Below are 22,208 nucleotides of genomic sequence, written 5' to 3' on the forward strand. Positions count from 1 at the left end.
TGCTCAACGGCCGCGAGCATGGCGGGGCCGGCCGGACATTTGTGCGCCATTTTGATAACAGGCGAGGGCCACCGGGTCCGTGCTTGTATCCGCCACCGCCTATGACGGGAGAGGCGGTTGAACGGGAGTGATACGCACCAAAGCGCAGGCTCCCCCGGATTAAAGCGAAGCCTTACGTGTTGATGGCTTATACGGAACCAAGAGGCAGAGACCCCATGAAGAAGATTGCTGTTACCGCCTTTGTCGCCCTGTCGCTTGCCGCCTGCCAGAGCGGCGGCAGCGGCATCGGGACCAAGCAGACGGTCGGCGCGCTCGGCGGCGCGGCGGCCGGCGGCGTGATCGGTTCGCAGTTCGGCGGCGGCACCGGCAAGCTCATCACCACCGGTGTGGGCACGCTGCTCGGCGCCTATCTCGGCAGCGAGCTCGGCCAGTCGCTCGACCGCGCGGACGAGGGCTACGCCCAGCGCGCCGCCACCCAGGCCTATTCGGCGCCGATGGGTTCGACCATCCAGTGGAACAACCCGGAGTCGGGCAACCGCGGCACCATCACCCCGATCCGCGACGGCCGCGACAACTCCGGCAACTATTGCCGCGAGTACCAGCAGACCGTCTATGTCGGCGGCAAGGCCGAGCGGGCCAACGGCACCGCCTGCCAGCAGCCGGACGGCAGCTGGCGCATCGTGTCCTAACACCCGGCGCGCCCCCTGCCCCGGCCGCCCCTTCCGCAAGCCGCGGAAACGGCGGCCGGGGCGGGAGCCCCCTCACGACGCCGGGGTCATGACGCCAAAGTCACGACGCCAAAGTCACGAAGGCGGAAGCGCGGTCAGCCGGATCGCCACCTGCTTGGTGTGCGGGCTGACGGCGATGATCTCCCAGGCCGCACCGGACTCGGCGGCGTATTCCAGGAAGGCGCGGTACTCGTCCTCGCGCCACGTCCGGTTCCCGATGAACTCGTCGAAGACCAGCACCGTCCCCGCCCGGAATCGGGGCGCCAGGGCGGTCAGCACCGTCCGCGCCGACGAGTAGATGTCGCTGTCCACATTGACGAAGCGCACCGCGCCGTCGTGGGCCGCCAGGAAAGGCGGCAGCGTGTCCTCGAACCAGCCCGCGTGCAGCACCGCATTGCCGCGCACCGGCGGCAGGCTCTTGCCCGTGCTGAGCACGCCGCGCGGCGCGTTCACCCAGCCCTCCGGCAGCCCTTCGAACGAATCGAAGCCGTGCACGGGCTGCCCGGCCGCGTCGGCGATCTGGTTCAGCGAGGTGCCGCGGCGCACACCGAACTCCAGCACCAGACCAGGGATCTCCGCCCGCTCCAACGCGAAGCGCAGCAGCTCCGCTCCCACGCCGAACAGCCGCACGTCCGGGGCGAGTTGCGGCCGAATCGCCGTCACCGCCTCGACCAGGGCCAAGCGCTTCGGCTGTCCGGCCAGCTTCTCGCCATACAGCGTCGCGGCGTCCGCGTCGCGGCCCAGCAGCAGCAGGTAGGCGCACAGGAAGCCCCAGTATTTGCCCGCCGCCCCCGGACAGTCCGCGGCCCGGCGCAGGCGGCGCAGCGCGTCCTCCACCCCGTTCAGGCCGAGCGCCGCGGCGTGGCTGCCGAACCACGCGGCGGCGTGCTCCGGATCGTCGGCCAGCCGCTCGTCGAAGACCGCCAGCGCGCCCGCGGCGTCGCCGAGATGGGCGAGGCTGACCGCCCGCTCATAGAGGATGTCCGCCGACCGGTTCCCGGCGGCCAGCGCCTCCCCGGTGACCCGCAGCGCCTCCTCATAGAGGGCGTCGCGGCGGTAGGCGCCGGCCAGCGCCTCGCGCAGGCCGGGGAAGGCGGGATCGGCCGCGGCGACCCGCTCCAGCCAGCGCACCGCCTGGAGGCGGTCCCCGCCGGCCAGCACGGCCTGGGCCAGATGATGGAGGGTCTCCGCATGCGCCGGCTCGCGCGCCAGGGCGCGCCGCAGCGCGGCGGTGGCCGCCGCGGCGTCGCGCCGGCCGAGAGCGGCCATGCCGGTCAGCCGGTCGCGCTCGGCCCGGTCGCGCTCGGCGAAGCCGCCGGACTCCGGCGCGGTGTCCCGCAGCAGGCGCACCGCCTGCCGGTAATGCCGCGCCGCGATCAGGCGGCGCGCCTCGGTCAGAACCTCATCCACGGGGAAAACCTGTCGGTCGGCATGGTCGGAATGGGGCATGAGATGCCCCGCGTCGGCGGCGGGATGCAAGCCCCACCTGCGGCCCTTGCCGGGGTGAAAAGAAAGAAATGCCCCCTTCGATATTTTTCCCTTTGACAGGGGGCCGCCTGGATTGCTATTCACCCGCTCCCGCCGGACGCTGCCGTAGCTCAGTGGTAGAGCACTCCCTTGGTAAGGGAGAGGTCGAGAGTTCAATCCTCTCTGGCAGCACCATGGGGCCGTAGCTCAGATGGGAGAGCGCCTCGTTCGCAATGAGGAGGTCAGGGGTTCGATCCCCCTCGGCTCCACCAACTTCTTCGGCGGTTGGTTGGTTGACTTGAGTAAGTTGGGTAAGGTTGAATTTAGTGCTTGCTTCGGCGGTCTTTGTTCTTTAGAAGGTCGCCTACGACGCGGGTGTAGCTCAGTTGGTTAGAGCGCCGGCCTGTCACGCCGGAGGCCGCGGGTTCAAGTCCCGTCACTCGCGCCACTTTCTAGTGGTCAGGTTAAGTATCTCGCGGTTTGGTCCTGTAGCTCAGCGGGAGAGCACTACGTTGACATCGTAGGGGTCACTGGTTCAATCCCAGTCGGGACCACCATTGGGGGATCGTCTAGCGGTAGGACAGCGGACTCTGACTCCGCCAGCCTAGGTTCGAATCCTAGTCCCCCAACCAACTCCAAAGCCTTGAAAATCAATCATATGGGCCCGCCGTTCCGGTGGGCTTTGCTGTTTCTGCGTGTTGCACCACGCTTCGGACCAAAACCGAAGTGGATCAACGCGTCACAGGCGTTGCCAAATTCCGTGCGACACACACGCCGGAGCGCCTCCCCCTGCCGCTCGATCCAGGCCAGAATGGAGGGCTTCCGGGCGCGCACCTTGCGGGATGCGGGACATGGCGCGCTCGGGCAAGCCCCGCACACATCCAGATGCCGCATCCCAGATGCCGCATCAATGAACCTTGATCCGCGCCCACCGGGCGGAGTCGCGGGCAGCGGAACATCCTCCACCCGGATGTCTCCCCGGCCGTGCTACCCGGCGGCCGTCATGGTGCTCATGGTCGTTTCCTCCGATCTTGTCGTTGAATGAATGGTGCGCGTCGGCTCGAAATCGCCGGGTTGCGGTCAGGCGAAGACCATCCCGCCGTCGACCAGCAGGGATTGGCCGGTCATGAAGTCGGAATCGGACGAGGCGAGGAAGCGCGCCACCCCGACCAGATCCTCCGCCGCCGACGGACGGCCCAGCACGGCGCCGGCCGCGAACTGGTTGAACGCCTCGTCCTCGGCCGTCGTCAGGCCGGTGTCACGGAATCCCTTGTCGATGATCTTCCACATCTCCGTCGCGACGACGCCGGGGCAGATCGCGTTGGCGGTGATCCTGTCCTTGCCGAAGGCGCGCGCCGCCGCCTGGGTCAGGGCGACCACCGCGAACTTGCTGGCCGAGTAATGGGCGAGTGGTTCGTATCCTTGCTTGCCGGCGATGGAGGCGGTGTTGATGATCTTTCCGCCCCTGCCCTGCGCGCGGAAGGTCTTGATCGCCTCCTGCATGCCGATCAGCACGCCCAACGCGTTGACGTCGGTGACGAAACGCCAGTCCTCCTCGGTGATGTCGAGGAAGGGTTTGGTCTGGGCGACGCCCGCGTTGTTGAAGAGGACGTCGAGGCGTCCGAAGGAGGCGACGGCCGTATCGATCATGCGGCGGACCGCGGCGCGGTCGCGCACGTCCACCGTGACCGCGACGGCGTCGCCGCCCTTCGCACGAATGGACTCCGCCACCGTCTTCGCATCGTCCTCCGTGCGATCGGCGATGACCAGCCGCGCGCCGTCGGCCGCGAGCGCGCGGGCGATGGTGGCGCCGATCCCGCGGCCGGCACCGGTGACGATGATGCTCTTGTCCTTGAGGTTGGGCATGGTGCGTCTCCAAGGGCCGGCCTGGGGAAGAACCGCAAGCCGGCCGGACGGGTGGAAGGGTCAGGCGTTTTTCGTGACGTGGTCCTTGACGAGGGCGTTGACCTTTCCGGCCGCCTCCATCTGCACCATGTGACCGGCGTTCGGGACCACCTCGACCCGCGCGGCGGAGCCCAGCGCGGTGGCGTGGGCGGCGGGGATGACCCGGTCCTCCGCGCCCCACACGACCAGCGTCGGCACCCTCGCGGCCCCGACCGCCTCGCCGAGAAGGACCGTCTGCTCCCCGTTCCCGAACATCGAGGACGCAATGGCCCGAAGCGCACCGTCCACGCCGTCCAGCCGCTTGTATTTCAGCAGGTCGTCGGTCATCTGCCGACTGACGAGCCCGGCGTCGGCGAACAGGGTCTCCAGCACCGGCTTCAGGTCGCGGCGCGAGGCCGCGTCGATGAAGCCCGTGATGTAGTCCTGGTTGATCTCCCGCCCCAGGCCGGCCGAGCAGATCAGCGACAGCGACGCCACCCGCTCCGGCGCGTCGAGCGCCGTGCGCATGGACACCGCCCCACCCATGGAATGGCCGACCAGATGCGCGGCCCCGATGCCCACCGCGTCCATGAAGCCCTGCACCGCTCTCGACAGGCCGGTCAGCGTCGGGTCGGGCAGCGTCTTGGCGGACTGGCCGTGCCCCGGCAGATCCAGCGCGTAGACCGTGGCGCCCTCCGCCAGGGCGTCGATGGTGAACAGCCAGTTGTCGAGGTCGCCGCCGAAGCCGTGGACCAGCAGAACGGTCGTCGGCCCGTCGCCGCGCTTGGCGTAGCGGATGGTGCCCGCCGCCGTCTCGGCGAACTCGTAGCGCGGACCGACGTCCGCCCCGTCCTCCTCGCCGTCGGCGGCGGGAACGGCGTAGCCGGCGATGAAGGCGTCGATGTCGCTGTCCGGCACGTCGGGTTCGGCCAGCACGGCGATCAGCGCCTTCACCGGGTAGACGGTGCCGGGCTCGCCCAGCACCCGGCGCAGCACGCCGGCCTCCCCGGCCTCGACCACGTTGGTGATCTTGTCGGTCTCGACCTCCAGCAGGTCGTCGCCCAGGTTGACGGTGGCCCCCGGCTGCTTCAGCCAGCCGGTGACCTTGCCCTCCGACATGGACAGGCCCCACTTGGGCATGACGATGGGCTTGATGCGCTCGTTGGGTGTGGTCATGAAAAAGCGGCTCCGGGATCAGGCGGCGAGGGTGCTGCGGGGCGAGGGGGCCAGCGTGCGGCGGACGGCGGCGGCGACGGCCTCGGCGCTGGGGATGTAGAGGTCTTCCAGCGAGGGCGAGAAGGGCACCGGCGTGTGCGGCGGCGTCACCATCTGGATGCCGGCCTTCAGCGCGCCGAAGGCGTTCTGCGCCACGAAGGCGGAAATGTCGGTGGCGAGGTTGCAGCGCGGATGCGCCTCGTCCACCACGACCAGCCGGCCGGTGCGTTCCACGCTGTCGATGATGGTGTCCCAGTCGATGGGCGACAGGGTGCGCAGGTCGATGACCTCCGCCTCCACCTTGTCCCTGGCGAGCGCGTCCGCGGCCTCCATGGCGCGGTGGACGGTCAGGCCGTAGCTGACGATGGTGACGTGATCGCCGTCGCGGAGCACGTTCGCCTCGCCGAAGGGGATGGCGTAGGACTCCGCCGGCACCTCGGTCTCATAACCGTAGAGGTTCTTGTGCTCGCAGAAGATGACCGGGTCGTTGTCGCGGATCGACTGGATCAGCAGGCCCTTGGCGTCATAGGCGTTCGACGGGCAGACGACCTTCAGCCCCGGAATGTGGGTGAACAGCGGGGTGAGCATCTGCGAATGCTGGGCCGCCGCGCGGAAGCCCGCGCCGACCATGCCGCGGATCACCACCGGCGTCTCCGCCTTGCCGCCGAACATGTAGCGGAACTTGGCCGCCTGATTGAAGATCTGGTCGAAGCAGACGCCCATGAAGTCCATGAACATCAGCTCCGCGACCGGGCGCATGCCGCAGGCGGCGGCGCCGATGGCCGCACCGATGTAGGCGGATTCCGACAGGGGCGTGTCCAGAAGACGGTCGCCGTGCTTGGCGAACAGGCCCTTGGTGACGCCCAGCACGCCGCCCCAGGCGTCGTCCTCGCCGGGCGCGCCGGTGCCGCCGACGATGTCCTCGCCCATGAGGATGACGGTCGGGTCGCGGCGCATTTCGAGGTCCAACGCCTCGTTGATCGCCGTCTTCATGCTGATTTTGCGGGACATGGTGTTTCCTCCGGTGAAGGCCGTTTTTTGGCGTGGACCGCTCAGTAGGCGACGTAGACGTCTTTCAGCAGGTCGGCGGCGACGGGCAGCGGGGCCGCCTTGGCGCAGCGCACGGCGTCCTCGATCAGCGCGTTCACCTCGCGGTCGATGGCTTCCAACTCGGCGGGGGCGACGGTGCCGGTCTCGGTCAGGCGCTGGGCGAGCAGCTTGATGCAGTCGCGGTTGGCGCGCAGGCTCTCCACCTCGCCCTTGGCGCGGTAGGTCTGGGCGTCGCCTTCGAAATGGCCGTAGAAGCGGATCATGTTGCATTCCAGCAGCGCCGGGCCGCCGCCTTCGCGGGCGCGCCGGATGATTTCGCCGGCCGCCTCGTGCACCGCGAAGAAGTCGGTGCCGTCCACCGTCACGCCCGGCAGGCCGAAGCCGGTGGCGCGGTCGATGTAGCTGTCGCAGGAGACCGCCCATTCCATGGCGGTGGACTCGGCGTAGCCGTTGTTCTCCACCACGAAGATGACCGGCAGGTTCCACACCGCCGCGAGGTTCATGCTCTCCAGGAAAGTGCCCTGGTTCGACGCGCCGTCGCCGACGAAGGTGATGCCGACCCCGCCGTCGCCCCGGAACTTGGCGGCCAGCGCCGCCCCGCAGATCAGCGGCGCGCCGGCGCCCAGGATGCCGTTGGCGCCCATCATGCCCTTCGACAGGTCGGCGATGTGCATCGACCCGCCCTTGCCCCGGCAGGCGCCGGTGGAGCGGCCGTAGATCTCCGCCATCATCTCGTGGACATCGACCCCCTTGGCGATGCAATGACCGTGGCCGCGATGGGTCGAGGCGATGCGGTCGTTGTCGTTCAGGTGCATCATGATGCCGGTGGCGCAGGCCTCCTCACCGGCGTAGAGGTGGACGAAGCCCGGAATGTCGCCCTTGGCGAAGTCGATGTGCAGACGCTCCTCGAACTCGCGGATGGTCCGCATAGTCCGGTAGGCTTGCAGCAGGTCCGCTTTGTCGAGTGGATAAGGATTGTCGGTCACGGACGTTTCTCCCTTGTCTGGTTTTTCAAAGGCGGTTTTTTCAAAGGCAGGTTTTTAAAGCTCGGCCGTGACCGGCGCCGGGGTGCCGGTCAGCAGCCTGTATTGGGCGGCGTGCTGCATGCAGCCGCCCACGTTCACGGTGCGGAAGGCGTCGTCCCGGAGCGTCAGGGAGACACGGTCCTGCGCCGAGAATGCGATTTCCCGCTCGCCGTCGAGCGCGATGGAGCCGGCCTTCACCTCCGGCACGAAGGGCACGCCGGCCGGCATGCGGCGCCAATCAGCGACGCCGACCGAGGCCATCAGCCCCGGCGCGATGGGCGCGCGCAGCACCGTCACGCCGGACGCCGCCGTGCCGGGTGCGGGTGTGCCGAGACGCACCATCAGCCCGCCGCTCTCCTCCCGCGTCACGGGCTCCAGCAGGCCGGCGATGGCCGACATGCCGATGACCTCCGGGTCGGCGAAGGTGACGAACAGTTCGCGGAAGCTGTCCGGCTTCCACAGGGCGCGGGCCCCGACGTAGCGCTCGGTCACCAGGGCGACATCGACCAGCGCGATCTCCTCCACCCGGCCGTTGAGCGACACGTCGATGCGCTTGTTCGCCGCGAAGGCGATGTGCGCCGGCACTCGCCCGGTCACGGCCAAGCCGGTCGCCAGCCCGGTGATGGTCGGCTCGCGGTGTTCGGGAAAGGCGTTGTTGGTGCCGGTGGAGATGCCGGCCACGGGCACCGCCCCGCAATGCGCCACCACGGCGCGGTGCGTGCCGTCGCCGCCCAGAACGACGATGGCGGCGACTCCCGCCCGGCGCATCTCGTCCGCCGCCCGATGGGTGTCGGCAACGGTGCCGCTGACCGGCATCGGCAGCGGGTGGATGGCGGGATAGGGCGCCTCGCCGTGCGCCGCCGCCCGCGACAGCCCGCGCGCCACATGACGCCCGATGCCGCCATGCTCCGGCATCATCAGGACGTCGGTGACCCCGCAGGCGCGCAGCGCGGCCAGCACCCGCAGGACGATGTTGGCGCGATCCGTGATCTGGAGGTTCGCCGCGTTCGCGACGACCCGGCGGATGTCGCGTGCGGATACTGGATTGGCAATGATGCCGACGACCGGTGCCACGCGCCCTCCCCTTCGCTTCGATGTTTTGAAGGGGTTTATGGCAAGAGCCGTGCCAAATGTGCGTGCGGCTGACTATCGTGGTTCCGCAACAGTTTGCACGACGAGCGGCGGTGTTGCGATCACCTCACCTGTTGCATGACCTGTTGCAGGGGCGTTGCAACAGGTGTTGCACGCCTCAATCCAGCCGGTGCGGCGGGACGATGCCGAAACGGCGCATCTGGCGGTGGATGGTCGAGCGGTCCACGCCCATGTCCCGCGCCGCCGCCGACACGTTCCAGTGCAGGCGGCGCAGCACCTCGCGCAGGCGGACCGCGGGGTCGGCGCTGTCCGGGACGGGCGTCGGAGCGCCCGCCGGCCACGCCTCGAACACGCCGCTGCGCTGCACGGGGTCGGGAATGTCCATCAGTTCGATCAGCCCGTCGGTGCAGACGGCGCAGGCGTAGTCGAGCGCGTTCACCAGCTCGCGCACGTTGCCGGGCCAGCCGTGGGCGCGCAGGGCCGCCAGCGCCGGAGCGGCGATGGTGTAGGCGATGCCGTCCCGCTCCGTCCGCTCGGCCAGCAGCCGGTCGATCAGCCAGTCGAGGTCGCCGCGCTGGCGCAGCGGCGGCACGGTGAACACCGCGCCGTTGAGACGGAAATACAAGTCGTCGCGGAACGTCCCGGCCTTGATCAGGTCGACCAGATCGCGGTGGGTCGCGGCGATGACGCGCACATCCACCGACACCGCCCTGGTGCGGCCGATGGGGGTGACCTCCCGCTCCGCCAGGACGCGCAGCAGGCGTGTCTGCGAGGACAGCGGCATGTCGCCGATCTCGTCCAGGAACAGGGTCCCGCCGTCCGCCTCCAGGATCAGCCCCTTCTTGCCCCGCGACGCGGCCCCGGTGAAGGAGCCGGGCTCATGGCCGAACAACTCGCTCTCGATCAGCGCCTCCGGCAGCGCGGCGCAGTTCACGGCGACGAAGGGCTTGGCCGCGCGCGCGCTCGACTGGTGCAGGGCCTTGGCGAGGTGTTCCTTGCCGGTGCCGGTCTCGCCATGGATCAGCAGGCTCATCCGCGTGTTCACCAGCTTCGCCGCGCGCGTCAGCACCGTCTTCAGCGCCGGATCGCCGCCGCACATTGCCTGGAGCGGCTTGGGCAGGCTTCCCTCGTCTCCGTTCCGTGGGCGCGGAACGGCGATGGCCGGCGGCGGCATCGCCTGCGCGAACAGGGGTGTCCCGCTGCGCCGCAGGCGGAGGGTGCGCTGGTCGGTGGGCAGAGAGCGCACGAACCGCACGAGGTCGTCCACCTGGCAGTCGAACAGGTCGGAGAAGGATCGGCCGATGAGATGGTCCCGGTCCTCCCCCTCACCGGCCAGCAGTTGCCTCGCGCGGTGATTGAAGCCGATGACCCGCCCGGCGCCGTCCAGCGCGATCACGAAGTCCGGATCGACTTCCGCGAACTCCTGGGAGGCGGAGAGCTTGACCACCCACTCCCGGCGGAAATTGTTGTAGAGATTGGCGTTTTCGATCTTGTGCGTGTAGGCCTTGACCAGTTGGAGGGCCAGATACTGGCTGATCTTGGGCTCGGGCGAACGGAGCGCGGAGATGTCCAGCACCGCCGCAAGCCCGCCGCCGCTGTGGAACACCGGGGCCGCCGTGCAGGTGAGGGGGATGTGCGTCGCGTCGAAATGGTCGGTCTGGTGGACGGTCAACGCCTCGCCCGTGGCGATGCAGGTGCCGACCGCGCAGGTGCCGGCCCGGCCCTCGTTCCAGTCGGCGCCGAGATAGAGGCCGGTCCGGCGCAGGTCGTCGTCCGACGCCCGGTCGCCGATGAAGTCGACGGTGACGCCGTTGCTGTCGGTCAGCAGCAGGGCGTAGCCCATGCCGGCCACCTGGCGATACAGCGCCTCCAGCCCGAAGCGGGCCATGCGCAGGAATTCGTCCATCGCGTCGCGATGCAGGCACAGACGCTCGTGCGGCAGGATGTAGGCCTCGCGCCGGACGGTCGGGTCCAGCTTGTGATCGGCCACGCAGCGGAGCCAGGATGCGGTGATGATGGCGTCGCGCTTCGACGCGACCCCTTCCGAAACGCGGACCAATTCGTTGATGTGCGCCGCTTTGGCGTTCTCCATCAGCGTATCCTCCCTGGAGCGCAAGCGCTCTGATCTGGTCAGCCGAATCGGAGCAATATATCAAGCGCCGCGCCGCTCAGGCAATTTGTGCAATGGTATTGCAGGCGCCCGTGCCGCGCCCCAGTCAACGCCCCATATTCGACCCGCCCCGCCGGGCGCGACCTTCCGGACGCTCGCGCGGCGATCGGCGGGCGCCGCGCTCGCCGCTGCCGGCAGGCTCTCAAACGGAGGCGTTCTTCGCGTCGGGTCGCTGGAGATCGCCGTCGACACGGCGCCACAGGTTGAGCGGGTTGCCATCCTGAACCGCGTCGGGCAGCAGCGCCGCCGGAACATCCTGGTAACAGACGGGGCGCAGGAAACGGCGGATCGCCAGCGCCCCCACCGAGGTGGTGCGGCTGTCGGAGGTCGCCGGAAAGGGCCCGCCGTGGACGATGGCGTGGCACACCTCGACCCCCGTCGGCCAGCCATTGAACAGCACCCGTCCAGCCTTCCGTTCCAGCGTCGGGAAGAGCTGCCGGGCCTCGTCGGCGTCCGCGTCGTCGGCGTGCACGGTGGCGGTGAGTTGGCCCTCCAGACGCTCGGCCACCGCACGCATCGTCGCCACCTCGGGGCAGCGGACCACCAGCGAGGCGGAGCCGAACACCTCCTCCTGCAAGCCGGGGTCGGACAGGAAGGCCGCGGCGTCGGTGGCGAAGAGCGCCGCCTGGCACTGGTTCGGCCCGGCGCAGGCCCGCCCGCGCGCGACCGTCCGCACGTCCGAACGCGCCGTCAGCCGGCGCACGCCGTCGTCATAGGCGGCGTGGATGCCCGGCGTCAGCATGGTGGCCGCCGCGCTCTCCCGCAGGGCTGCCGAGGCCGCCTCCAGGAAGCGGTCCAGGCCGGGGCCGTCCACCGCGAGGACGAGCCCCGGATTCGTGCAGAACTGGCCGGCGCCCATGGTCAACGAGGCGGCGAACGCCTTGCCGAGCGTCGCCGCGCGCGTCGCCAGAGCGGCAGGCAGCAGGAAGATCGGGTTGATGCTGCTCATCTCGGCATAGACGGGGATGGGCTCCCGCCGTGCGGCCGCGACGCTCATCAGCGCGAGGCCACCCCGGCGAGAGCCGGTGAAGCCCACGGCCTTGATGCGCCGATCGGCGACCAGCGCGGTTCCGACCGCATGGCCGGAATCGAACAGCATGGAGAACACGCCTTCCGGCAGGCGACACTCGGCAACCGCCGTCTGAATGGCGCGTCCGACCAGTTCCGACGTTCCGGGATGGGCGGCGTGCGCCTTGACGACCACCGGGCAACCGGCGGCCAGGGCCGACGCGGTGTCGCCGCCGGCCACGGAAAAGGCCAGCGGGAAATTGCTGGCACCGAACACCGCCACGGGGCCCAGCGCGATATGGCGCTGGCGCAGGTCGGGCCGCGGCAGGGGGCTGCGCTCGGGCTGTGCCCGGTCGATATGGGTGTCGAGCCAACCGCCCTCCCGCACCACTTGGGCGAACAGGCGCAATTGGCCGACGGTCCGGCCGCGCTCGCCCTCGATGCGGGGACGCGGCAGGCCGCTCTCGGCAACGGCCCGCTCGACCAGCGCGTCACCCAGGTCGAGGATGCGCCGGGCAATGGTCTCAAGGAAGCGGGCGCGGGTTTCCGGGCCTGTTTCACGAAAGATGTCGAACGCCTCCCAGGCCAGCGCGCAGGCGCGCTCCACCTCCTCCTCGCCGCCGCCGCCGAACGCCGGCTCCATCTCGCGGCCGGTGGCGGGGCCGACAGCCCGGAAGGCGATGCCCTTGCCATACACGGCGTCGCCGCCGATCAGCATCTCGCCCGTAATCGTCATGGCATGGGTACCTTGTCAGGGGTTGCGGGAACCGCGGCGTGGAGGACTCCCGCGAGCCCTCCACGCGTGGTCACGATGAGGAAGGGCCGAGGCGTCACGTCAGGACGGGGCGCGCCCTGGCTGCGTCCACGAGCTTCAAGGCGCCCGCCAGGGCCCAGGAGCCGAGGGTCACCACCGCAAGGGCGATGGCGAGCGGACGGTCGAAGAACACGGACACGTCGCCGCCGCTCTTCAACATGGACGTCATGAAGGTCTGCTCGATCACAGGCCCGAGAATCAGACCGAGCACCGCCGGAGCCATGGGGATGTCGTTGGCTTCCATGAAATAGCCGAGCAAACCGACAACGGCGATGATTCCGACCGCAAACAGCGTGTTCTCGACCGAGAAGGCCCCAACGATGCAGAAGAGCAGGATGATCGGCGTCAGGTAGGCCGTCGGCACCTTCAGGATCAGGCCGAAGGTGCGGATGCACAGGATGCCCAGCGGAATCATCAGGAGGTTCGCGATGAAGAAGATCGCGAAGATCGAATAGATCGCCGTCGGGTTGTTGAGGAAGATGGTCGGGCCGGGGTTGAGGCCCTTCAGGAACATGACGCTGATCACGATGGCGGTGATCGCGTCCCCCGGGATTCCGAACACGGTCGCCGGGATGTAGGCTCCCCCCAGGGCGGCGTTGTTCGCCGCGCCGGCGGAGACGAGGCGTTCGACCTTCTGGTCGAGAGCGTTCGGGTCCTTGCCCTTCTGCGACCGGCGGGTGACCGCGTAGGAGATCCATGCGGCGATGTCGGCGCCGGCCCCCGGCAGGGCGCCGACGAGCGTTCCCAGCGTGCTCCCGCGCAGGACCTCGCGGCGGTGTCGCCACATCAGGCGGCCCATGCCGGCGCTGACCGAGCCGACCGCCGACTGCGCATGCCGGCCGCCGGTTGCCGGATGCGTCACCGTGCGCAGCAGCTCCGAGATCGCGAACACGCCGATGAGCAGCGGAATCAGGCCGAGGCCGCCGAGCAGATTGGTGACGCCGAAGGTGAAGCGGGGGGTTCCGGAGACCGGGTCCATGCCGATGGTCGACAGCCCCAGCCCGAACAGCAGGGATGCCACCCCCTTGAGAAGCGACGAGCCGCCGACGAAGGTCGCGCAGCTGAGGCCCAGGACCGCGAGCCAGAAATACTCCACGCTGCTGAACTGAAGCGCCAGTTCGGCGAGGTTCGGAGCCGCCAGGGTCAGGACCAGGGCGCTCAGCAGGCCCCCCAGGACCGAGGAGAACAGGCCGGCCCCGAGGGACAGTCCGGCCTTGCCTTCGCGCGTCAGGCTGTACGCGTCGTCGGTGTAGGCCGCCGACGCCGGCGTGCCCGGCATGCGCATGAGCGCGCCCGGGATGTCGCCGGCAAAGATGGCCATGGCGGAGGAGGTGATGATGGCCGCGATCGCCGGAACGGGTTCCATGAACATGACGACCGGCACCAGCAGGGCCGTGGCCATCAGCGCGGTGAGGCCGGGGATCGCCCCCAGCACCAGCCCGTAGATGGCCGAAGCGACGATCACCAGCAGCAGGTGGACGTCGAGCAGGACGCCGAGAACGTCCGTTAGGATCACCATAGCAGCCACCCCGAAATGGTCTGAAGCGGTCCCCACGGCAGGGGTACGTGGAGCACGGAGGCGAAGATCGCCGTCAGCACGACCGCGGTGACGGCTCCCGCCGGCACGCTGCGGCGCAGGGGCTCACCGGAGACGGTCAGCACGAGGACCATCACCAGGACGGCGGTGAGCAGGAAGCCGGCCGCGTCGACGATCAGCACGTAGAGGGCGATCGCGGCGGGGATGGAGCAGAACCGCACCCAGCCCTGCCGGGTCCGCGACCACTCCGGCCGGTGCCAGAGGGGTTCGGTGCGCAAAGTGCGGAGGCCGAGCAGCGCGATGACCCCTCCGACGAGGATCAGCCCCGAGCCGATGAGCAGCGGGAAGAATCCGGGGCCGAACTTGAGGTGGCGCGGCGGCTTCAGGTCGGCCGCGTGGTCGATCATCAGGACGCCGATCACGATGAAGAACAGGCCGACGAGGACGTCTTGAACTTTCATGGCGGATAGCCTCCACCGTCAGAAGGAATGCATGGTTTGCCCGGCCCCCCGCCGATCACTTGCCGTAACCAAGGGCGTCCATGACGCGGGCGGTGTCCTTCTCGTGCCGCAGCATCAGCTCCTCAAGCTGCTTGCCGCTCAGGTACTTGACCCCGAAGTTCGCCTTCGCCATGGCCTCCTTGTACGCCGGGCTCTGCGTTGCCTTGGCGACCGCGGCGTCCAGCTTCGCGACCACATCGCCCGGCATTCCGGCCGGACCGCCGAGGGCCCGCCAGGTTCCGCCGTCAACGGCGGTGCCTATGGACTGCTTGGTGGTGGGGGCGTCGGGGAATCCGGGCACCGGCTCGGGGCTCAGAACGGCCAGGGGACGCACGCGGCCGGCCGACATCAGGGCCGACGCCTCGGGAAGGGAGGCGGTCTGGAAATCCACGCCGCCCGCCGCGAGTTCGATGAGGCCGGGTGCGGCGCCCTGGCCCGGCACCCATTTGATCGCGGCAACGTCGATCCCATAGTCGAGCATCATGCCGGCCACCGGGATGTCCCACACGCTGCCGCAGCCGCCGCTGCAATGAACCTTGAAGGAGCCCGGGTTGGCCTTGATCGCCTCCAGGGCCGTCTTCAGGTCCTTGAAGCGGGACCCGGAACCAACCAGAAGGGAGGAGGAATCACCGTTGAAGTTGGCGATCGGCGTGAAGTCCCCGGCCGAGAAGTCGGCCTGTCCCGTCGCCTTGTAACCCGCGTAGGGGAAGAGAAGCCCGACGGTGTAGCCGTCGGGCGTGGCGTTCTTGATCGCCGTCAGGCCGACCACGCCGCCGCCCTGGCCCTGGTTGACGATGGTGATTGGCTGCCCGAGGATCTCCTTCAGTTCCCGTGCCAGGATGCGGGTTGTCGTATCGCCGCCGCCGCCGGCCGCCGCCGGAACGATGATCGTGACCGGGCGCTCGGGGTATTCGGCCTGCGCCGTGCCGGCCAGCCCGGCGAAAGCCATCAGGACGGATGCAAGAACGCTGATACGCATGGATTTTCCTCCCATTGCCGTCCGAGGCGCGCACGCCATCGGATCGATATCTTACTTGTTGTACCCGACGGCGTTGATCGCCCGTGCGGTCTCCTGCTCGTGCTGCTCCATGAAAGCCTTCAGCTCGGTCCGTCCAAGCCAGGCCGCCCCGAACCGGCGCGCCTTCATCTCGTGCTGGAAGCGGTCGCTCTCGAACGCGTCCTTCACCGCCGATTCGATCCGCGCCACGAGCGCGGGGTCCATGCCGGGGGGACCGGCCAGACCGCGCCAGGTGCCGCCGCTGTACGGCTTCCCGACCTGTTCGCCGACGGTGGCGACGTCCGGATAGCCCTCGACGCGCGTCTCGCTCATCACCGCGATGCTGCGGACCCGGCCCGCGTCGCGCAACGCGTCGACCTCGGGTAGCGAGCACAGGACAACATCGACGCCGCCGGACGCCAGTTCCTGCAGCCCGGCCGCCGATCCGGCAGCCGGAATCAGATTGAGCCGTTTGGCATCGACGCCCTGGTCGAGTAGCAGGGAAATGAAGGGGATGTCCCAACTGGCGTTGCACGTGCCGCCGCACGAGATGCGGAGCGAGCCGGGATCCGCCTTCAGCTTGGCCACGATGTCCGCCACGCTCTTCAGCGGGGAATTCTGCGCAACATGCACCGCCGCAGGATCGGCGTTGAACTGGGCGATCGGGGTGAAGCTCGCCGACGTGAAATCGGCCTGTCCCAGCAGCTTGTACTGGGCGAACGGGGCGATCTGGCCAAGCGTGTAGCCGTCGGGCTTGGCCGTCGTATAGGTCGTCATCCCGACGACGCCCGACGCCTGCGGCTGGTTCACGACGTTGAAGGGGCGGCCGAGGTTGGCTTCGAGTTCCCGGGCGAGCAGACGCATCGTGTAGTCGCTGCCGCCCCCGGCCCCGGCGATGACGATCAGCGTCACCGGCCGCTCGGGCCATTCGGCGAGAGCCGGAGCGGCCCCCGCAAGACACGTCAGCATGGCAACGGTGGCCGCCGTTCCACGGCCGAGCCTGCCTGTGGGCAGTCCCATCATAAGCGTCTCCTCCAAGACATGCCGCAGGGCGCTTCGGTGCCCCGCCTTTTCTGCCGTATCCCACAATACGGGATGTTCGTCAAGCAAACATCCCGTCATGTCCAGCCAGAAAGGGCCTGTTGCGCGTTGACAGGCGATGGGCTTGGAATGTACATACCGCATTGTGGGACACGCAAAGAGGAAACGTCCAAATGTCAACATCGCTGAGCGGCATCATCCCTCCCCTGGTCACGCCGTTCACGGCCGACGGGGAGATCGATGAGGCAGCGTTCCGCGCCCAGGTGCGGTTCATGCTGCAAAAGGGCGTCCACGGGGTCTGCGTCGGAGGAAGCACCGGCGAGGGGCATACCCTCTCGACCGAGGAACTGACGCGTCTCGTGGCCATTTCCTGCGAGGAGGTCGACGGCGCCGTTCCCGTCGTGGCGGGCATCATCGTCAACAGCACCCGCGACGCCATCGCCAAGGCCAGGGCCCTGGAGCATCTGCCGGTGGCGGCATTGCAGGTGACGCCCGTCCACTACGTCTTCAAACCCGACGAGGACGCGACGCTGGCGCATTTCCGCACGCTCGCGGGCGAGACGCGGATGCCGATCGTCATCTACAACGTGGTGCCTTGGAACTACCTGTCGCCGTCGCTCCTGGTCCGCATCATGAAGGAGATCGACAGCGTCATCGGCGTCAAGCAGAGCGCGGGCGACCTCAAGCTGATGGCCGATCTGCTGAACGAGCAGGTGCCGGGCAAGCTCGTCTTCACGGCGGTGGACGCGCTTCTCTACCCGTCCTTCGCGCTGGGAGCCCACGGCACCATCGCGGCGAACCCGGCCGCGGTGCCCGGCGTGACCGTCGCGCTGTGGAATGCCGTGCAGGCCGGCGATCATCCGCGCGCGCTGGAGATCCACCGGAGTCTGCTGACCTTCTGGAACACGATCAACGGCGACAACCTGCCTGGGTGCGTCAAGCATTCGCTCAGCCGGCAGGGGTGCGAGGTCGGCGTCCCGCGCCAGCCGATGCCCGCCGCCACGGAGGCGCAGAAGGCGCGCATCGATGCCGCCCTGCGCGAGGTGCTTCGTTACGAGGCCTCGCCGACAACGGCCGCGGCGGAATAGCGGCGTCAGCCGACGCCAAGGAATGCCGGCCACCCTCGCAAGCGCTTGCGAGGGTGGCATCCCCTGGGAGGGACGATGAGCGCGTCGACACGACTTGACCCCGAAGGGCCGGTTGGCCGATCTTTGCTTCGCCCTGCGCCTGAAGCAGGCGGAACGGGGCTCGACGACCAAGCCCGATACGCCTGTCCGGCAGGGGAGCAGAAGGAACAGGCATTCTTGAAGACGAACAACATCAAGTCAGCTGGAAAGATGCTCAGCGTCCTTGAATGTTTTTCCACGGTCGACCGCAGGTTGTCGCTCGCCGATGTGGCGCGCCGGACCAAGCTTCCGCGCAGCACGGCGCACCGCCTTATCCTCACGCTCAAGGAAATCGGGTTCCTGGAACAGGACCACAGCCGCGACGAGTACCGGCTCGGCATCAAGCTCTTCGAGCTGGGATCGATCGTTCTGGCCAACATGGACGTGCACCGCGTGGCGAAGCCTTACGTGGACGCGCTCAGCACCCTGTCGCGCGAGACCGTCCACCTGTGCGTCTTCGACGGCATGAAGATGGTCTTCATCGAGCGGGGCGCGGGGGGCCGATCCGGCCCGAACAACGCGACGACGACGATGGAGGCGTCGCCCTGCCATTGCACCGGTGTCGGCAAGGCGACCCTGGCCTTCCAATCGGACCTCGTCATCGACCGCGTCCTTGGGATGGGGCTTCCGGCCTACACACGCAACACCCTCACCGACCCCGACCGGCTGAGGGAGGATCTGGCATTGATCCGCCAGCGCGGATACGCCATCGACGACGGTGAGATCGACATCGGCGTGCGCTGCGTCGCCGCGCCGATCCGCAACACCAGCGGCCATGTCTTCGCCGCGGTGAGCGTGAGCGGCCCCGCCACGCGCATGACGCACGAACGGGTGCAGAGCCTCGCCCCGGTCGTCATGAGCCACGCGGAATCGATTTCGCTCCAGCTGGGCTACAGCAACGGTGACGACGCCGTGGCGCCGGCGCTCGCCACACCCATCACGTAACGGGCGGGACCGGACCCCAGCGTCCGGCCCCAAGCCCCACAAGCCTGCATCCGACCATCGACCCCTTCCAGCCGCCGAAGCGCCGGAGCGCTGCGGGCGGAGGGCTGCCATGGCGCGCGGACGCGGCGCAACGGGAGGAATCCATCGTGAAGAAGCTGATCAACGATCCTGCGCACTATGTGGACGAGATGCTCGACGGGCTGTGCGCAGCCCATCCGTCACTCACGCGGGATGGACCGGCGGGGCGGGTGATCCGCCGCACCGAAGGCGCCCGGGCGGGCAAGGTCGGCATCGTGACCGGCGGCGGATCCGGACACCTGCCCCTGTTCACCGGCTATGTCGGTCCGGGCCTGGTCGACGCCTGCTCGATCGGCAACGTCTTCGAAGGCCCCACCGTGGATTCCTGCATAGCCGCGATCAAGGCGGCGGACGGCGGGCGCGGTGTCCTGCGCCTGTACGGGAACTACGGTGGCGACCGCATGAACTTCGATATGGCGGGGGAGTTCCTGGAAGACGATGGCCTGGAGCTGAGCACGGTCCTCGGCACCGACGATATCGCCAGCGCCGCCCCCGACGAACGCAACAGGAGACGCGGCGTCGCCGGCATCGTCTACGCCTACAAAATCGCGGGCGCCCGGGCCGACGAAGGCGCCTCGCTGGCCGAGGTGACCGCGGCGGCGGCGAAGGCCGTGGAGCGGACGCGGACCATCGGCTGCGCCCTGTCGTCCTGCCAGATCCCCGGCGCGGCGGAGCCGTCGTTCCGCATCGCCCCAGGCGAAATGGAGATGGGGATCGGCATCCACGGCGAACCCGGCATCTGGCGCGACACGCTCAAGCCGGCGGATGCCGTCGTGGACGAGATGGTCGACCGCCTCCTGGCGGAACGACCCGAGGGCAGCGGACGTCGCGTGTCGGTTCTGGTCAACAGCCTCGGCGCCACCCCGCTGGAAGAGCTCTTCATCCTGTACCGGCGCCTTGCGGCACGGCTGGACAAGGCTGGGCTGACGGTCGTCCAGCCCCTGGTCGGACCTTATGTGACCTCGATGGAAATGGCCGGCGTGTCGCTCAGCCTTTGCTTCCTCGATGAAGAGCTGGAACGGCTTCTTGCCGCTCCGGCGTCCTGTCCCTTCTGGAAGGTTGGTTGATCATGGGCCTGACCGTCACGCACATTGCCGCCGGCGTCTCTCTCGCGCACGCGCGCATGACAACCCTTGAACAGGAACTCAATATGGCCGACTCCAGGCTCGGCGATGGGGACACCGGCGGCATGTTGCGCCGGGTGCTGGACCTCATGGCCGAGCAGCGGATGGATGGGATTGACGATGTCGGGGTGAGCCTGGGCATCCTTGCCAAGGCCGCGGCCGCCGCCACGGGATCGAGCCTTGGCACCTTGCTCGCGACCGGGCTCCTGACGATGTCGAAAAGGACGAAGGGACGGGCCGAAGTCCCCTGGAGCGAACTGGCCCCCCTTCTCGAACAGGCGCGCGATGCCGTCATGGCGCGAGGCGGCGCGAAGCTTGGGGACAAGACCGTGGTCGATGCGCTCGATGCGGTTTCCTCGGCCTTGGCCGGTGCCGGGGATCAGGCAGCGATCCGCTCAAGAGCGGTCGCAGCCTGTGACGAGGCGCTTGTCCGCTTCCGGAATGAACCTTGCCGCATGGGACGTGCCCGCATGTATGCCGAGAAGAGCATCGGCATGGATGATCCCGGCATGCTCGCCTTCGCGCGCCTCACTGCGGGTATCTGTCAGCGTGACCGTGACGTTGGGTCCTGAGTCAGCCTGTTGCCATCCACGTTTTCCGCGCCGCGCCGAAGCGGGGCGGCGCGGGAAAGCGTCGGATCATACGGAACCGGTGATCGAAGGCGACGTGCAGCCGATTCGATTCCGAAGATGCTTCGGATGACGGTGATTTCGGATGCAAAAAAGCCCCTGGAAACGGTTTGTTTCCAGGGGCTTATGTTTGGTTGCGGGGGCAGGATTTGAACCTGCGACCTTCAGGTTATGAGCCTGACGAGCTACCGGGCTGCTCCACCCCGCGGGTGTTCCTTGGGAAGGGACGGTGTGCGACGATTGTCAAGTGTGTTTGAGCCCTTCTGCGTCCACATCCGGTGTGGTGTGGCGTGTGCCGTGGTGACCTGGCGGCGACCTACTCTCCCACGTCTTAAGACGCAGTACCATCGGCGCTGAGGCGTTTCACGGCCGAGTTCGGAATGGGATCGGGTGTTGGGAGCCTCGCCATGACCACCAGGTCACCAAGGCACACGCGAACCATCCGGACTGGACGGCAGGTTTCGTTAAGCGAGGACGTATGCGTTCTTGTTCTTTGCGGTGTTGGCTCGTGCGCCCAGGGCTTGCCGCTGCGCGCGGGCCGCCGGCTGGGAAGGATCAAGCCGATCGAGCGATTAGTAAGGCTCAGCTTCAGGCGTTGCCGCCCGTCCACATGCCTCCTATCGACGTGATGGTCTGTCACGGCTCTCAAGGGAGTTCTGGTTTAGAGGTGGGTTTCCCGCTTAGATGCTTTCAGCGGTTATCCCGTCCATACTTAGCTACCCGGCCATGCCACTGGCGTGACAACCGGTGCACCAGAGGTATGTCCATCCCGGTCCTCTCGTACTAGGGACAGATCCTCGCAAAACTCCGACACCCACGGCAGATAGGGACCGAACTGTCTCACGACGTTCTAAACCCAGCTCACGTACCACTTTAATCGGCGAACAGCCGAACCCTTGGGACCTGCTCCAGCCCCAGGATGTGATGAGCCGACATCGAGGTGCCAAACGACTCCGTCGATATGGACTCTTGGGAGTCATCAGCCTGTTATCCCCGGCGTACCTTTTATCCGTTGAGCGATGGCCCGTCCACATGGAACCACCGGATCACTATGGCCGACTTTCGTCTCTGCTCGACTTGTCTGTCTTGCAGTCAGGCGGGCTTATGCCATTGCACTCGACGAGCGATTTCCGACCGCTCTGAGCCCACCATCGCGCGCCTCCGTTACACTTTGGGAGGCGACCGCCCCAGTCAAACTACCCGCCATGCAGGGTCCCGGCTCCGGATGAACGGAGCGCGGTTAGATGCCAGAGACCTCAAGGGTGGTATTTCAAGGATGGCTCCACCCGAGCTGGCGCCCGGGCTTCCTAGCCTCCCACCTATCCTACACATGAGATCCCTAGCACCACTGCAAAGCTGTAGTAAAGGTGCACGGGGTCTTTCCGTCTGACCGCGGGTACTCCGCATCTTCACGGAGAGTTCAATTTCGCTGAGTTGGTGTTGGAGACAGCGGGGAAGTCGTTACGCCATTCGTGCAGGTCGGAACTTACCCGACAAGGAATTTCGCTACCTTAGGACCGTTATAGTTACGGCCGCCGTTTACCGGGGCTTCAATTCGGAGCGTGAACCCCTCCTCTTAACCTTCCGGCACCGGGCAGGCGTCAGACCCTATACGTCGCCTTGTACGGCTTCGCAGAGCCCTGTGTTTTTAGTAAACAGTCGCCACCCCCTGGTCTGTGCCCCCCGCCATGGCTTGCGCCACAACGGGGCCCTCTTCTTCCGAAGTTACGAGGGCAAT

At 67.9% G+C, this 22,208-nt stretch carries 17 protein-coding genes, 6 tRNA genes and 2 rRNA genes (1 of these 25 running past the window's edge); 10 read left to right on the top strand and 15 right to left on the bottom strand.

Going from position 1 to position 22,208, the window contains the following annotated elements; all coding sequences use genetic code 11:
- Window positions 1–215: 215 nt before the first annotated feature.
- Window positions 216–689 carry an RT0821/Lpp0805 family surface protein gene (locus tag D3869_RS19495; protein ID WP_137141514.1) on the top strand — a complete coding sequence of 158 codons (474 nt, stop codon included), beginning with the start codon at window positions 216–218 and terminating at the stop codon, window positions 687–689.
- 114 nt (window positions 690–803) lie between these two features.
- On the opposite strand, the gene D3869_RS19500 is transcribed toward D3869_RS19495, so the two are convergent.
- Window positions 804–2,138, bottom strand: coding sequence for a class I SAM-dependent methyltransferase (locus tag D3869_RS19500; RefSeq protein ID WP_247895793.1), 1,335 nt, complete (start codon window positions 2,136–2,138; stop codon window positions 804–806).
- A gap of 177 nt (window positions 2,139–2,315) precedes the next feature.
- On the opposite strand from D3869_RS19500, the gene D3869_RS19505 reads away from it, so the two are divergent.
- From D3869_RS19505 to D3869_RS19525, 5 genes are all read left to right on the top strand, one after another.
- A tRNA-Thr gene (locus D3869_RS19505) sits at window positions 2,316–2,390 on the top strand.
- Between the two features lies 1 nt (window position 2,391).
- Window positions 2,392–2,467 (top strand) — tRNA-Ala (locus tag D3869_RS19510).
- A 99-nt stretch (window positions 2,468–2,566) separates the two neighbouring features.
- A tRNA-Asp gene (locus D3869_RS19515) sits at window positions 2,567–2,643 on the top strand.
- Window positions 2,644–2,677: 34 nt separating this feature from the next.
- Window positions 2,678–2,752: transfer RNA gene (locus tag D3869_RS19520), tRNA-Val, on the top strand.
- A 1-nt stretch (window position 2,753) separates the two neighbouring features.
- Window positions 2,754–2,827: transfer RNA gene (locus tag D3869_RS19525), tRNA-Gln, on the top strand.
- A gap of 448 nt (window positions 2,828–3,275) precedes the next feature.
- Here D3869_RS19525 and D3869_RS19530 read toward each other — a convergent pair.
- The 11 genes from D3869_RS19530 to D3869_RS19580 form a co-directional block, all read right to left on the bottom strand.
- The gene (locus D3869_RS19530) at window positions 3,276–4,061 is read right to left on the bottom strand and encodes an SDR family NAD(P)-dependent oxidoreductase (protein WP_137141516.1); all 786 of its coding nucleotides are present in this window, start codon (window positions 4,059–4,061) and stop codon (window positions 3,276–3,278) included.
- 60 nt (window positions 4,062–4,121) lie between these two features.
- Window positions 4,122–5,255, bottom strand: a complete 1,134-nt coding sequence (locus D3869_RS19535) for an acetoin dehydrogenase dihydrolipoyllysine-residue acetyltransferase subunit (RefSeq protein WP_137141517.1) — start codon at window positions 5,253–5,255, stop codon at window positions 4,122–4,124.
- Between the two features lie 18 nt (window positions 5,256–5,273).
- Complete coding sequence (locus D3869_RS19540; RefSeq protein WP_137141518.1) at window positions 5,274–6,305, bottom strand: alpha-ketoacid dehydrogenase subunit beta; 1,032 nt, start codon at window positions 6,303–6,305, stop codon at window positions 5,274–5,276.
- A 41-nt stretch (window positions 6,306–6,346) separates the two neighbouring features.
- On the bottom strand, window positions 6,347–7,330 hold the full coding sequence (locus tag D3869_RS19545; RefSeq protein ID WP_137115766.1) for a thiamine pyrophosphate-dependent dehydrogenase E1 component subunit alpha: 984 nt from the start codon (window positions 7,328–7,330) through the stop codon (window positions 6,347–6,349).
- 54 nt (window positions 7,331–7,384) lie between these two features.
- Window positions 7,385–8,443, bottom strand: a complete 1,059-nt coding sequence (locus D3869_RS19550) for an ATP-NAD kinase family protein (RefSeq protein WP_137115765.1) — start codon at window positions 8,441–8,443, stop codon at window positions 7,385–7,387.
- A gap of 175 nt (window positions 8,444–8,618) precedes the next feature.
- Complete coding sequence (locus tag D3869_RS19555; RefSeq protein WP_137141519.1) at window positions 8,619–10,553, bottom strand: sigma-54-dependent Fis family transcriptional regulator; 1,935 nt, start codon at window positions 10,551–10,553, stop codon at window positions 8,619–8,621.
- 220 nt (window positions 10,554–10,773) lie between these two features.
- Window positions 10,774–12,375: an aldehyde dehydrogenase (NADP(+)) gene (locus tag D3869_RS19560; RefSeq protein ID WP_137141520.1), complete on the bottom strand. Its 1,602-nt coding sequence runs from the start codon at window positions 12,373–12,375 to the stop codon at window positions 10,774–10,776.
- A gap of 94 nt (window positions 12,376–12,469) precedes the next feature.
- Window positions 12,470–13,972 carry a tripartite tricarboxylate transporter permease gene (locus tag D3869_RS19565; protein ID WP_137141521.1) on the bottom strand — a complete coding sequence of 501 codons (1,503 nt, stop codon included), beginning with the start codon at window positions 13,970–13,972 and terminating at the stop codon, window positions 12,470–12,472.
- Window positions 13,966–14,451, bottom strand: a complete 486-nt coding sequence (locus D3869_RS19570) for a tripartite tricarboxylate transporter TctB family protein (RefSeq protein WP_137141522.1) — start codon at window positions 14,449–14,451, stop codon at window positions 13,966–13,968. The genes D3869_RS19565 and D3869_RS19570 overlap by 7 nt, the downstream gene beginning before the upstream one ends.
- Window positions 14,452–14,506: 55 nt before the next feature.
- The gene (locus tag D3869_RS19575; protein WP_137141523.1) at window positions 14,507–15,469 is read right to left on the bottom strand and encodes a Bug family tripartite tricarboxylate transporter substrate binding protein; all 963 of its coding nucleotides are present in this window, start codon (window positions 15,467–15,469) and stop codon (window positions 14,507–14,509) included.
- Between the two features lie 51 nt (window positions 15,470–15,520).
- A complete protein-coding gene (locus tag D3869_RS19580) occupies window positions 15,521–16,510 on the bottom strand; it encodes a Bug family tripartite tricarboxylate transporter substrate binding protein (protein WP_137141524.1) in 990 nt (329 codons plus the stop codon).
- 191 nt (window positions 16,511–16,701) lie between these two features.
- Between D3869_RS19580 and D3869_RS19585 the strand changes: the two genes are divergently transcribed.
- The 4 genes from D3869_RS19585 (at window position 16,702) to D3869_RS19600 (ending at window position 20,413) form a co-directional block, all read left to right on the top strand.
- Entirely contained in the window at window positions 16,702–17,616 is a 915-nt protein-coding gene (locus D3869_RS19585; RefSeq protein ID WP_137141525.1) for a dihydrodipicolinate synthase family protein, read from the top strand.
- A 249-nt stretch (window positions 17,617–17,865) separates the two neighbouring features.
- Window positions 17,866–18,639, top strand: a complete 774-nt coding sequence (locus tag D3869_RS19590) for an IclR family transcriptional regulator (RefSeq protein ID WP_282190183.1) — start codon at window positions 17,866–17,868, stop codon at window positions 18,637–18,639.
- Window positions 18,640–18,785: 146 nt separating this feature from the next.
- Window positions 18,786–19,784: a dihydroxyacetone kinase subunit DhaK gene (locus D3869_RS19595; protein ID WP_137141527.1), complete on the top strand. Its 999-nt coding sequence runs from the start codon at window positions 18,786–18,788 to the stop codon at window positions 19,782–19,784.
- 2 nt (window positions 19,785–19,786) lie between these two features.
- The gene (locus D3869_RS19600) at window positions 19,787–20,413 is read left to right on the top strand and encodes a DAK2 domain-containing protein (protein ID WP_137141528.1); all 627 of its coding nucleotides are present in this window, start codon (window positions 19,787–19,789) and stop codon (window positions 20,411–20,413) included.
- Window positions 20,414–20,601: 188 nt separating this feature from the next.
- Here D3869_RS19600 and D3869_RS19605 read toward each other — a convergent pair.
- The 3 genes from D3869_RS19605 to D3869_RS19615 form a co-directional block, all read right to left on the bottom strand.
- A tRNA-Met gene (locus tag D3869_RS19605) sits at window positions 20,602–20,678 on the bottom strand.
- Between the two features lie 95 nt (window positions 20,679–20,773).
- A 5S ribosomal RNA gene (rrf, locus tag D3869_RS19610) occupies window positions 20,774–20,889 on the bottom strand.
- Window positions 20,890–21,021: 132 nt separating this feature from the next.
- Window positions 21,022–22,208, bottom strand: a 23S ribosomal RNA gene (locus D3869_RS19615); it runs 1,560 nt beyond the window's last position.

The organism is Azospirillum brasilense, assembly GCF_005222205.1.
GTDB classification, from domain to species: Bacteria; Pseudomonadota; Alphaproteobacteria; order Azospirillales; family Azospirillaceae; genus Azospirillum; species Azospirillum brasilense_G.